We start from the raw sequence: 11,773 nt of genomic DNA on the forward strand, positions 1-11,773 counted from the left end.
TTCCTAGACCCTGAAAACAGAAAAGGCCGCATCAGCGGCCTTTTCTGTTTCAAGCATCAAGCACTCAGTAGCGAGTGATATCCGCCTTGGCTTCCAACTGCTTGCGGTACGCCGCGAAGTCCTGCTGGCCAGCACGCGAAGCGAGGAAGCGGCGGTAGGTCGCCTTCTCTTCTTCAGTGGCCGCAGCGCCTTCGTTGACGCCGTTCAGGCGCAGTACCACCAGGCTACCGTCCGCCAGGGTGACGCTGGTGTACACCGGCTTGTCCTTGGCTTCTGGCTTGCTCATGCGGAACACCGCCTGCAGCTCGACCGGGTCGATACCTTCCTGGCTGCGCGACACCGCTTCCTGGACCTTCCAGGCTTGACCATCCTGGCTGGCCGCCAGGGCAATCTTGCCATCGCGCAGACCGGCGATCAGGGCATCGGCCTTGGTCTTCAGAGCGGCAGTCGCCTGCTCTTTGGCCAGGTGCTTGCGGATGCTCTCGGAGACGACTTCAAGGCCCAGTTGCTCAGGCTTGCGGTGTTCCTTGACGCGCAGCACCACGATGGTTTCCGGATCCAGCTCGATCGCCGTGCTGTTGGAACCCTCTTCCAGCACTTCGGTGCTGAACGCGGCCTGGATCACGGCACGGTTGGCAGTGATGCCTTCGCCGCCTTCGCGACCGAACGCTGGCGAGGTGTGCACGTTGAGGCCCAGTTCCTGAGCCGGCTGGGCCAGGTCGGAGGCTTCGAATGCCGAGTCTTCCAGTTGCTTGGTCACTTCGACGAAGCGCTGTTCGACCTGCTGGGTCTTGAGCTCACGGGTCAGCTTGTCTTTCAGGCTGTCGAAGCTTGGCACTTCAGGCGCCTGCACATCGAGCAGCTTGATCAGGTGGAAACCGTATTCGGTACGCACCGGCCCCGAGACCTGGTCCTTGTTCAGCGCATACAGCGCATCTTCGAAGGCCGGATCATAGACGCCCTGCCCGGCATAGCCGAGGTCACCGCCGTTGCTGGCCGAGCCCGGGTCCTGGGAGAATTCCTTGGCCAGGGTGGCAAAGCTTTCGCCCTTGGCCAGACGCGCCTGGATCTCTTCGATCTTGGCCTTGGCCTGGCCCTCGTTCACCTTGTCGTTGATTTCGACAAGGATATGCGCGGCATGACGCTGCTCGGCGAGGTTGGCGATTTCTTTCTCATACAGTGCCTTGAGCTCGTCCTGGTTGACTTCAACCTGGTCGAAGAACGCGGATTTCTTCAGCTCGATGTAGTCGATGACGACCTGATCGGGGCTCATGAATTCCTTGGCGTGCTCGTCGTAGTGAGCCTTGATCTGCTCGTCGGTGACCTTGACCGCGGCCGGGTCGGCCTTGAACGTCAGCGAGGCGAAATCACGGGTCTGCTTTTCCAGGCGGGCAAAGGCGTCGACCTGGTCATCGGTGACAAAACCGCTGCCGGCAAGGCCGGTGCGCAGTTGGCCGATGAGCATTTCCTGGGCTAGCATTTCGCGGAATTGCAGACGGCCGTAGCCCATCTGGCGAATGACCTGGTCGAAACGCTCGGCGCTGAACTTGCCATCTTCCTGGAATTCAGGCGTTTGCAGGATCAGTTGGTCGAGGGCCGCCTCGGAGAAAGCGAACTTGGCGTCTTCGGCGCCCTGGAGCAGCAACTTGCGATCGATCAGCCCCTTGAGCGCGGCTTCACGCAGCATTTGCTCGTTGAGCATGGCCGGATCGAAATCCTTGCCCAGCTGTTGCATCAGCTGCCGACGTTGCATGTCGACGGCCTGGCTCAGCTCGTTCTGGCTGATCGTGTCGCCATTGACCTTGGCAGCGTCCTGGCTGTTGGTGGTGGCCTGGAAGATGGCATCGAAGCCGGTCAGTGCCATCAAGGCTACGATGACACCGATGATGGTCTTGGCAATCCAACCTTGTGAATTGTCCCTGATATTCTGCAGCATGCGTCCCCCAGAAACGGTTGTACTGAATGAACCAACCGTGGAGCGTGGGTAGAGTCCTGATAGAAGAAAGGCGCATCCGAGGATGCGCCTTCTCGTAACTGGCCGAGCGCCGGGAACCTGATATCAGGCCTCCCGGCGCTCGGCAGCCGGCCCAGGCGTGAGCCTGGCTCGGTTAGGCGTGAGCCTGAAGGAAGCGACTTAGTTGACGGCTTCTTTCAGTGCCTTGCCAGCCTTGAAGCCAGGCTTCTTGGCGGCAGGGATTTCCAGGGTCTTGCCGGTTTGCGGGTTGCGGCCGGTGCGAGCTGGACGGTCGGTGACGGAGAAGGTACCGAAACCTACCAGTACCACGGAGTCACCTGCCTTCAGGGCGCCGGTGACGGAATCAATTACTGCGTCCAGCGCTTTGCCAGCGGCAGCTTTCGAAATATCAGCAGATGCGGCGATAGCGTCAATCAGTTCCGACTTGTTCACTCTAAGTCCCCTTATATCTCTATTGAGTTTGTTTCTAAGTATGTAATGAAAAGCTAAACGAGCGCTGGGTGGCCTGTTGACACTTAAGTGCCGCTTTATAACAAGGGCCTGAAAATACTGTCAAGAAAGCCCCCCAGCCAAATACGTACTAATGTGTGCTGATTCTTTCCTTGGAATCGCTGTCGCGCTTTTCATCCTTGGCGACAATCTCCGGAGCCACATCGGGCAAGGGCTCCGGGGCGTATTGCAGCGCAATTTGGAGGACTTCGTCAATCCATTTGACCGGTTTAATCTGCAGATCCTGCTTAATATTCTCAGGAATTTCCTTCAGATCACGCACATTCTCTTCCGGAATGATCACCGTCTTGATTCCACCACGGTGCGCGGCCAGCAGTTTTTCCTTCAAACCGCCAATCGCCAGCACTTGACCACGCAGGGTAATCTCGCCAGTCATCGCCACATCGGCACGCACCGGGATCTGGGTCAGGGCCGAGACCAGAGCGGTGCACATGCCGATACCGGCACTTGGACCATCCTTGGGCGTGGCACCTTCGGGCATGTGGATGTGGGTGTCGCGCTTCTCGTGGAAGTCAGCAGGAATCCCCAGGCTCCTGGCCCGGCTGCGCACGACGGTTTGCGCGGCAGTGATGGACTCGACCATCACATCACCGAGCGAACCGGTCTTGATCAGCTGGCCCTTGCCCGGAATGACCGCGGCCTCGATGGTCAACAGCTCACCGCCCACCTGGGTCCAGGCAAGACCAGTGACCTGACCGACCTGATCCTGCTGCTCGGCCAGACCGTAACGGTATTTGCGCACGCCAAGGTAGTGCTCGAGCTGCTCGCCCGTGACCTTCACCGCCACTTGCTTGAGCCCGGAGTGCTCCTTGACCACCTTGCGGCAGATCTTCGCGATCTGGCGCTCCAGGCCCCGCACACCGGCTTCGCGGGTGTAATAGCGGATGATGTCGCGGATTGCCGAGACGTCTACCTCCAGCTCGCCCTTCTTCAGGCCGTTGGCCTTGATCTGCTTGGGCGACAGGTACTTGACCGCGATGTTGATCTTCTCGTCCTCGGTGTAACCCGGCAGACGGATGACCTCCATCCGGTCCAGCAACGCTGGCGGGATGTTCATCGAGTTGGAAGTGCAGAGGAACATCACGTCCGAGAGGTCGTAGTCGACTTCCAGGTAGTGATCGTTGAAGTTGTGGTTCTGCTCGGGGTCGAGTACCTCCAGCAGCGCCGAGGCAGGATCGCCACGCATGTCGCTGCCCATCTTGTCGATTTCGTCGAGCAGGAACAGCGGGTTGCGCACGCCAACCTTGGTCATTTTCTGAATCAGACGACCGGGCATCGAACCGATGTAGGTACGGCGGTGGCCGCGAATCTCGGCTTCATCACGCACGCCACCGAGGGCCATGCGCACGAACTTGCGGTTGGTGGCACTGGCGATCGACTCGGCCAGCGAGGTTTTACCCACGCCAGGCGGCCCTACCAGGCACAGTACCGGGCCACGGATCTTTTTCACCCGCTTCTGCACGGCGAGGTACTCAAGGATGCGCTCCTTGACCTCTTCCAGCCCGTAGTGGTCGGCGTCGAGGATTTCCTCGGCCTTGGCCAGGTCCAGGCGCACCTTGCTCTGAGCCTTCCACGGCACCTGCACCAGCCAGTCGAGGTAGGAACGCACCACGGTGGCTTCGGCCGACATCGGCGACATCTGCTTGAGCTTGTTCAGCTCGGCCTGGGCCTTGGCATAGGCATCCTTTGGCAGGCCAGCGGCGTCGAGGCGCTTTTTCAGCTCTTCGACTTCGTTGTGACCTTCTTCGCTGTCGCCGAGCTCTTTCTGAATGGCCTTCATCTGCTCATTCAGGTAGTACTCGCGCTGGCTGCGCTCCATCTGTTTCTTGACCCGGCCACGGATACGCTTCTCGACCTGCAGCAGGTCGATTTCGGCATCCAGCAGCGCCAGCACGTGTTCGACACGGGCAGACAGGTCGAGGATTTCGAGGATTTCCTGCTTCTGTTCGATCTTCAGCGCCATGTGCGCTGCCATGGTGTCGACCAGACGACCGGGTTCGTCGATGCTGTTGAGCGACGAAAGGACTTCAGCCGGGACTTTCTTGCCCAGCTGAACATATTGTTCAAATTGTGACAGCAAGCTACGGACGAAGACTTCAGACTCGCGCTCGGCAGCCTGGGACTCGTCGATCAGCGAGACTTCGGCACGAATGTGCCCGTCAACTTCGTTGAAACGCTCGACCGCACCGCGCTGTTCGCCTTCGACCAGCACCTTGACGGTGCCATCGGGCAGTTTCAGCAGTTGCAGGACGGTGGCGATGGTACCGACGCGGTACAGGGCATCTTCGCCTGGATCGTCGTCAGCGGGGTTCTTCTGGGCCAGCAGAAGGATCTGCTTCTCGCCCGTCATCGCGGCCTCAAGGGCCTCGATGGACTTCTCGCGCCCCACGAACAGTGGGATGACCATGTGCGGATAGACGACGACATCGCGCAATGGCAGGAGAGGCAAGTCGAGGGTGGTCTTCATGATTTCGCCTCTACAGCGGCCTTATGGCCGGAAACCGATGGAATTTGAGCGTGGAGTTAATGTGGGGGCAGGCCCGCAAAAAAACAAGCTCTGCGACAGGAAAAGCAAAGGGGCCCGAAGGCCCCTTGCTTGAATCGAGCCGCATGGCGACTCAGACGTCGGGTGCAGCCTTGGCTTGCGGCTCGCTGTTCTCGTAGATCAACAGCGGCTGCGAAGAGCCATCAATGACGCTCTCGTCGATCACCACCTTGCTGACATCCTTCTGCGAAGGAATCTCGTACATGGTGTCGAGCAGAATGCCTTCGAGGATCGAACGCAGGCCACGGGCCCCGGTCTTGCGCTCCAGGGCCTTGCGGGCCACTGATTTGAGCGCATCGCTGCGGAACTCCAGGTCCACGCCTTCCATTTCGAACAGCTTGGCGTACTGCTTGGTCAGGGCGTTCTTCGGCTCGGTCAGAATCTGCATCAATGCCGCTTCGTCCAGCTCGTCGAGTGTAGCCAGAACCGGCAGACGACCGACAAACTCCGGAATCAGACCGAACTTGACCAGATCGTCAGGCTCGACTTCACGCAGCGACTCGCCAACCTTCTTGCCTTCCTGCTTGCTGCGCACTTCGGCACCAAAGCCGATGCCGCCGCGGGTGGAGCGTGCCTGGATGACCTTTTCGAGGCCGGAGAACGCACCGCCACAGATAAACAGGATGTTACGCGTATCGACCTGCAGGAATTCCTGCTGCGGGTGCTTGCGGCCACCTTGCGGCGGAACCGAAGCGACCGTGCCTTCGATCAGCTTGAGCAGCGCCTGCTGCACGCCCTCGCCCGAAACGTCACGGGTGATCGAGGGGTTGTCCGACTTGCGCGAGATCTTGTCGATCTCGTCGATGTAGACAATGCCCATCTGGGCCTTTTCCACGTCGTAGTCGCACTTCTGCAGCAGTTTCTGAATGATGTTCTCGACGTCTTCACCCACGTAACCGGCTTCGGTCAGGGTGGTGGCGTCGGCGATGGTGAACGGTACATTCAACAGACGCGCGAGGGTTTCGGCGAGCAGGGTCTTACCCGAGCCCGTCGGACCGATCAGCAGGATGTTACTCTTGCCGAGCTCGACATCGTCGTTCTTCTTGTCGCGTTGATTCAGGCGCTTGTAGTGGTTGTATACCGCTACCGCCAGTACCTTTTTCGCACGCTCCTGACCAATGACGTACTGGTCCAGGATGGTGCTGATTTCTTTCGGCGAAGGCAGTTTATGCGCGCTGCTTTCGGCCTGGGCTTCCTGCACCTCCTCACGGATGATGTCATTGCACAGGTCGACGCACTCGTCGCAGATAAATACCGAGGGGCCGGCAATCAACTTGCGCACTTCGTGCTGGCTTTTGCCGCAGAAGGAGCAATAGAGCAATTTGCCGTTGTCCTCGCCGTTACGGGTGTCAGTCATTCGATCGATCCAATCCGGTAGGCTTGCAACACAAGATGAAGGCAATTGCGGGCTTTTTCAAGTCCGCAGGTAGGCGCAATGCGCGCCCGCCTGCTCTGGCACCCGGATTCAGGAGGCCAGTTGCCGCTTGTCGTAGACCGAGTCGATCAAGCCGTATTCGGCTGCGCGCTCGGCGCTCATGAAATTGTCGCGCTCGGTGTCACGCTTGATGGTCTCCAGGTCTTGACCTGTGTGGTAGGCCAGCAATTCGTTCAGACGCGACTTGATGGAAAGGATTTCCTTGGCGTGGATCTCGATATCCGTCGCCTGACCCTGGAAACCGCCCAGTGGCTGGTGAATCATCACCCGCGAGTTCGGCAGGCAATGACGCTTGCCTTTGGCACCCGCAGCCAGCAGGAAGGCGCCCATGCTGCAGGCCTGGCCGATGCAGATGGTCGAGACGTCCGGCTTGATGAACTGCATGGTGTCGTAGATCGACATACCGGCAGTCACCGAACCGCCCGGCGAGTTGATGTAGAGATGGATATCCTTGTCCGGGTTTTCCGCTTCAAGGAACAGCATCTGCGCCGCAACCAGGTTGGCCATGTAGTCCTCTACCGGGCCGACCAGGAAGATCACCCGCTCCTTAAGAAGGCGCGAGTAGATGTCATAGGCGCGTTCGCCACGAGCGGATTGCTCGATAACCATCGGGACCAGGCCGCCTGCGGCCTGGATGTCAGAGCTCTGCTGATAATAAGAATTGCGGGACATGTCCTGCACGCACTCCCAAATAGTCATGTCTTGAATACGCACAAGCCAGCTCGAAGGCTGGCTTGTGGTGTTTTCCTACGAAGCTGGCGTATTACTCAGCGGCGGCAGGGGCCTGGGCTGGTTTTACGGCGTCTTCGTACGAGACCGATTTGTCGGTCACAGTCGCTTTCTGCAGAACAGTATCCACAACTTGTTCTTCCAGCACAACCGAACGGACTTCGTTCAGTTGCTGGTCGTTCTTGTAGTACCAAGCCACGACCTGCTCAGGCTCCTGGTAGGCCGAGGCCATTTCCTGGATCATCTCGCGAACGCGGGCGTCGTCTGGCTTGAGATCGAATTGCTTGACCACTTCGGCGACGATCAGGCCCAGCACGACGCGGCGCTTGGCTTGCTCTTCGAACAGTTCAGCCGGCAGTTGCTCAGGCTTGATGTTGCCACCGAACTGCTGAACGGCTTGAACGCGCAGGCGGTTCACTTCGTTTTCCAGCAGGGCTTTTGGCACTTCGATCGGGTTGGCAGCCAGCAGGCCGTCCATTACCTGGTTCTTGACCTTGGTCTTGATCGCCTGACGCAGTTCACGCTCCATGTTCTTGCGAACTTCGGTGCGGAAACCTTCCAGGGTTGCTTCCTTGATGCCGAACTGGGCGAAGAACTCTTCGGTCAGCTCAGGCAGCTTTGGCTCGGCAACGCTATTGACGGTCACGGTGAACTCGGCGGCTTTGCCAGCCAGGTCGAGGTTCTGATAATCCTCTGGGAAGGTCAGGTTCAGAACGCGCTCTTCACCGGCCTTGGCGCCAACCAGGCCTTCTTCGAAGCCCGGGATCATGCGGCCGGAACCCAGCACCAGCTGGGTGCCCTTGGCCGAACCACCGGCGAACACTTCACCGTCGACCTTGCCGACGAAATCGATGTTCAGCTGGTCTTCGTTCTGGGCAGCGCGGTCGGCGGCTTCGAAACGAACGTTCTGCTTGCGCAGCACTTCCAGCATGTTGTCCAGGTCGGCGTCAGCCACTTCGGCGCTCAGGCGCTCGACGGCGATCGACTCGAAACCGGCAACGGTGAACTCAGGGAACACTTCGAAAATGGCGACGTATTCCAGGTCCTTGCCTTTTTCGAACGATTTTGGCTCGACGGCAGGGGCGCCAGCCGGGTTCAGCTTCTGCTCGACCACGGCTTCGTAGAAGGAAGCCTGTACCAGGTCGCCGAAGGCTTCCTGACGGGCGGCGTCTTCGTAGCGCTGACGGATCACGCTCATCGGCACTTTGCCAGGACGGAAGCCTGGGACCTTGGCACGACGGGCAGTCTGTTGCAGACGCTTGTTGACTTCGGTCTCGACGCGCTCGGCCGGAACGGCGATGGTCATGCGGCGCTCGAGAGCAGAAGTATTTTCAACAGAAACTTGCATGGATATTCCTCGTTGCACAGACGTTAGCCGGCGATACCCGACTCCAGAATCAAGGGCAAGCATTCTAGTGGCTCAAAGGCCAGAAGTCACCCCGTTCAGGACGACGGGAAAGCACGCCGGTCCATTTCATTTACAGGCCTCGGCAAAAACCCTGCCTGAAGCCCCTCAACACAAGCAGGCCAAGGCCTGGACAGCACACTTGCAGTCGTGACCGCCCCGCCTGCGGGCCCGCTGATAATTCTTGTCAAAACACTACAAAACCGAGCGACGGCGTTATGGCTTCAGCTCGATTTCGTTGATCACGCAATACCCTTCCCAGTCCATCCCCAAGGCTTCGGCAGCTTCGCGGTGCACCTCAAGGCGCATGACCTCAAGCTCCTCAGGGGATTCGGCGATCAGTTGCAGGGTCAACTCCCAAGGTTCAACCCCCTGCTCCTGCGCGGCATCCTCGAAGGCCCAAAGGACCTGCTGAGCCTGCTCGTGCTCGCTAAGCCCGGCGATTTCCTCACGCATCTGCGGATTGGCATCGAGATAGCGCTGCAGGGCGATGGCCTGGCGTTCAAGTGAAATCATCTTGCTCTTCCTTCCTGCGACCGGACGCCCGATCACTGTTTCAACCGGCTGAAATCTATCAGCTTTTGGTCGATTGTCACCAGAGCGTAAAAAGATGTCAGAATAATCCATTCCGGCTGTCGGAAATACCCGAGGCCGACGCCTCGACCAATTGTCCAGGCCCCGACAGCCCGATAAGCTAGCAATACGCCATATCGGTAATACTTTTCATTCCTACCTACCAACTCAATGGAATGACCAGCACCACTGCAAGGATGACCCCCGTGCCGAACAAACTGCTCGCCGCCAGCTGCCTGGCACTCACCTGCCTAACTGCCAACGCCACTTTGCTGGAGGCGTCATTCGACCCTGATGCACGCTATTCGATCGTGAGCATGACCGGGGATGCGGCCGAGCGCACAGTCATCACCCAGCGCGTCGGCTTGAGCGGCACCAGCTACAGCGCTCGCCAGATCGATTGCACAAACCGCACCGTACGCTTCCTGGGCTCGGGTACTTCGCTGGAGGACCTGAAAAGCGCAGTCGCCGACAAGGAATCCACCCCTATCTTCAAGGGATCGCTGGCCAGGGCCATCAGCGAGGAAGCCTGCGGTGAAACGAGCGGGCCAGACACTGTCGTGAGCAGCACCGTGACCTCTGGCACTGAACCTGCTGTCGAAGCCCAATAACGCAGCACCCGCCCCAGGTTGCGATCAACACCCGCCCGAACCGTATGGTGCCCGTCGCCCCTGGCAGCACTCAATGACCTTCGTTAATTGCACCGAGGCATGAACCCCAGAAACGAAAAAAGCCGCACAAGGCGGCTTTTTCGAGGCGTTCACGCACTTCAACGAAGAGCGGTGAAAGCTTGGATGGTGCGGACGAAGAGACTCGAACTCTTACAGCTTGCGCCGCTGGAACCTAAATCCAGTGTGTCTACCAATTTCACCACGTCCGCATGAAACGCTTAAAACAAAGGCGCCGGATTTTCATCGGGCGCCTTTGGGAATATGGGGTGGACGATGGGAATCGAACCCACGACCACAGGAATCACAATCCTGCGCTCTACCAACTGAGCTACGTCCACCATATTGCATTGGCCGCTTTGCTTGTGTCAAAGCCGCCTGTTGGTACATTCACGCACTTCAGCGAAGGGCGGTGAAGTTTGGATGGTGCGGACGAAGAGACTCGAACTCTTACAGCTTGCGCCGCTGGAACCTAAATCCAGTGTGTCTACCAATTTCACCACGTCCGCATGAAGCCTTTAAAGCAAAGGCGCCAGATTTTCATCGGGCGCCTTTTGGAATATGGGGTGGACGATGGGAATCGAACCCACGACCACAGGAATCACAATCCTGCGCTCTACCAACTGAGCTACGTCCACCATATTGCAGTTACCGCTTTACTTGTGCCAAAGCTGCCGATTGGCGCACCCGGCAGGACTCGAACCTGCGACCATCCGCTTAGAAGGCGGATGCTCTATCCAGCTGAGCTACGGGCGCATATTTAATCTGCTTTCTGTTACGATTACAAATTAACTTTTAGCCGTACCGAACAAGCTAAAAATCCGCTCATTCTGCCTGACCTTGCTAACCAGTGCTAGGCTCTGCCCGACAAGTGCGACGAATGTTATAGACGAGTGGCAAAGTCGTCAACTATTTTTTGAAAAAAATTCATTTTATTGAAGGGCTTAGGGCAATTGCCGGACCAAGCGCCTTTGCCCTCGGGCCCCTTCATGCGAGAATGCGCGCTCTTTTTATTCCCTCTCGATGGTTAATCACGCGTCATGACTGCACACCTTATCGACGGCAAGGCGATCGCCGCCAGCCTGCGCCAGCAGATCGCCCAACGTGTCGTGGAGCGTCGCCAGCAAGGCCTGCGTACGCCTGGCCTGGCGGTGATCCTGGTCGGCACCGACCCCGCTTCTCAAGTCTATGTCTCGCACAAGCGCAAGGATTGCGAAGAGGTCGGCTTTATTTCCCAGGCCTTCGACCTGCCCAGCGATACCACGCAGCAAGCCCTGACCGAGCTGATCGATCGCCTTAACGATGACCCGAACATCGACGGCATCCTCCTGCAGCTGCCGCTGCCGGCGCACCTGGACGCCTCGCTGCTGCTCGAGCGCATTCGCCCGGACAAGGACGTCGACGGTTTCCATCCTTATAACGTCGGCCGCCTGGCCCAGCGAATCCCGCTGCTGCGCCCGTGCACGCCAAAAGGCATCATGACCCTGCTGGAAAGCACCGGTCAGGACCTGTACGGCATGAACGCGGTTGTCGTCGGCGCCTCCAACATCGTTGGCCGGCCGATGGCCATGGAACTGCTGCTGGCCGGTTGCACCGTGACCGTCACCCACCGCTTCACCAAGGACCTGGCCGGCCACGTTGGCCGTGCCGACCTGGTGGTAGTCGCCGCCGGCAAGCCGGGCCTGGTCAAGGGCGAGTGGATCAAGGAAGGCGCGATCGTCATCGACGTCGGCATCAACCGTCAGGAAGATGGCAAGCTGGTTGGCGATGTGGTCTACGAGACTGCCCTGCCCCGCGCTGGCTGGATCACTCCGGTGCCGGGTGGCGTCGGGCCGATGACCCGCGCGTGCCTGCTGGAGAACACTTTGTATGCGGCCGAAGCACTGCATAAGTAAGTGCTGATGGCGGAATAAGAAACGGCACCGGTGAAGGT

General features: G+C 58.8%; 9 protein-coding genes and 5 tRNA genes. 2 read left to right on the forward strand and 12 right to left on the reverse strand.

Features of this window, described 5'->3' with window-relative positions:
• Nucleotides 1-64: 64 nt before the first annotated feature.
• From CCOS864_RS19125 to CCOS864_RS19155, 7 genes are all read right to left on the reverse strand, one after another.
• On the reverse strand, nt 65-1,936 hold the full coding sequence (locus CCOS864_RS19125) for a SurA N-terminal domain-containing protein (RefSeq protein WP_115087901.1): 1,872 nt from the start codon (nt 1,934-1,936) through the stop codon (nt 65-67).
• 198 nt (nt 1,937-2,134) lie between these two features.
• The gene (locus tag CCOS864_RS19130) at nt 2,135-2,407 is read right to left on the reverse strand and encodes an HU family DNA-binding protein (RefSeq protein ID WP_115087902.1); all 273 of its coding nucleotides are present in this window, start codon (nt 2,405-2,407) and stop codon (nt 2,135-2,137) included.
• Between the two features lie 148 nt (nt 2,408-2,555).
• On the reverse strand, nt 2,556-4,952 hold the full coding sequence (lon, locus tag CCOS864_RS19135; RefSeq protein ID WP_115087903.1) for an endopeptidase La: 2,397 nt from the start codon (nt 4,950-4,952) through the stop codon (nt 2,556-2,558).
• Between the two features lie 151 nt (nt 4,953-5,103).
• Entirely contained in the window at nt 5,104-6,387 is a 1,284-nt protein-coding gene (gene clpX, locus CCOS864_RS19140) for an ATP-dependent Clp protease ATP-binding subunit ClpX (protein WP_010224368.1), read from the reverse strand.
• A gap of 108 nt (nt 6,388-6,495) precedes the next feature.
• The gene (gene clpP / locus CCOS864_RS19145) at nt 6,496-7,137 is read right to left on the reverse strand and encodes an ATP-dependent Clp endopeptidase proteolytic subunit ClpP (protein ID WP_010224369.1); all 642 of its coding nucleotides are present in this window, start codon (nt 7,135-7,137) and stop codon (nt 6,496-6,498) included.
• A 91-nt stretch (nt 7,138-7,228) separates the two neighbouring features.
• The gene (tig, locus tag CCOS864_RS19150) at nt 7,229-8,542 is read right to left on the reverse strand and encodes a trigger factor (RefSeq protein ID WP_115087904.1); all 1,314 of its coding nucleotides are present in this window, start codon (nt 8,540-8,542) and stop codon (nt 7,229-7,231) included.
• 273 nt (nt 8,543-8,815) lie between these two features.
• Entirely contained in the window at nt 8,816-9,115 is a 300-nt protein-coding gene (locus CCOS864_RS19155; protein ID WP_115087905.1) for a DUF6388 family protein, read from the reverse strand.
• Nucleotides 9,116-9,378: 263 nt separating this feature from the next.
• On the opposite strand from CCOS864_RS19155, the gene CCOS864_RS19160 reads away from it, so the two are divergent.
• Nucleotides 9,379-9,783 (forward strand): hypothetical protein, encoded by a 405-nt coding sequence (locus CCOS864_RS19160; RefSeq protein WP_115087906.1) that lies wholly within the window; start codon nt 9,379-9,381, stop codon nt 9,781-9,783.
• Between the two features lie 184 nt (nt 9,784-9,967).
• Here the strand turns inward: CCOS864_RS19160 and CCOS864_RS19165 are convergent.
• The 5 genes from CCOS864_RS19165 to CCOS864_RS19185 all read right to left on the reverse strand — a co-directional run bounded on the left by CCOS864_RS19165 (nt 9,968) and on the right by CCOS864_RS19185 (nt 10,596).
• Nucleotides 9,968-10,052, reverse strand: a tRNA-Leu gene (locus CCOS864_RS19165).
• 53 nt (nt 10,053-10,105) lie between these two features.
• Nucleotides 10,106-10,181: transfer RNA gene (locus CCOS864_RS19170), tRNA-His, on the reverse strand.
• An 83-nt stretch (nt 10,182-10,264) separates the two neighbouring features.
• Nucleotides 10,265-10,349 (reverse strand) — tRNA-Leu (locus tag CCOS864_RS19175).
• Nucleotides 10,350-10,402: 53 nt separating this feature from the next.
• Nucleotides 10,403-10,478 (reverse strand) — tRNA-His (locus CCOS864_RS19180).
• Nucleotides 10,479-10,519: 41 nt separating this feature from the next.
• Nucleotides 10,520-10,596, reverse strand: a tRNA-Arg gene (locus CCOS864_RS19185).
• 284 nt (nt 10,597-10,880) lie between these two features.
• On the opposite strand from CCOS864_RS19185, the gene folD reads away from it, so the two are divergent.
• On the forward strand, nt 10,881-11,735 hold the full coding sequence (gene folD, locus CCOS864_RS19190) for a bifunctional methylenetetrahydrofolate dehydrogenase/methenyltetrahydrofolate cyclohydrolase FolD (RefSeq protein WP_115087907.1): 855 nt from the start codon (nt 10,881-10,883) through the stop codon (nt 11,733-11,735).
• Nucleotides 11,736-11,773: the final 38 nt, after the last annotated feature.

The sequence above is a fragment of the Pseudomonas wadenswilerensis genome, assembly GCF_900497695.1.
Classification (GTDB): Bacteria; Pseudomonadota; Gammaproteobacteria; order Pseudomonadales; family Pseudomonadaceae; genus Aquipseudomonas; species Aquipseudomonas wadenswilerensis.

Coding starts and splice junctions, on each gene's coding strand:
- CCOS864_RS19125 (WP_115087901.1), bottom strand. CDS start 1,936: ATGCTGCAGAATATCAGGGACAATTCACAAGGTTGGATTGCCAAGACC.
- tig (WP_115087904.1), bottom strand. CDS start 8,542: ATGCAAGTTTCTGTTGAAAATACTTCTGCTCTCGAGCGCCGCATGACC.
- clpP (WP_010224369.1), bottom strand. CDS start 7,137: ATGTCCCGCAATTCTTATTATCAGCAGAGCTCTGACATCCAGGCCGCA.
- lon (WP_115087903.1), bottom strand. CDS start 4,952: ATGAAGACCACCCTCGACTTGCCTCTCCTGCCATTGCGCGATGTCGTC.
- CCOS864_RS19155 (WP_115087905.1), bottom strand. CDS start 9,115: ATGATTTCACTTGAACGCCAGGCCATCGCCCTGCAGCGCTATCTCGAT.
- folD (WP_115087907.1), top strand. CDS start 10,881: ATGACTGCACACCTTATCGACGGCAAGGCGATCGCCGCCAGCCTGCGC.
- clpX (WP_010224368.1), bottom strand. CDS start 6,387: ATGACTGACACCCGTAACGGCGAGGACAACGGCAAATTGCTCTATTGC.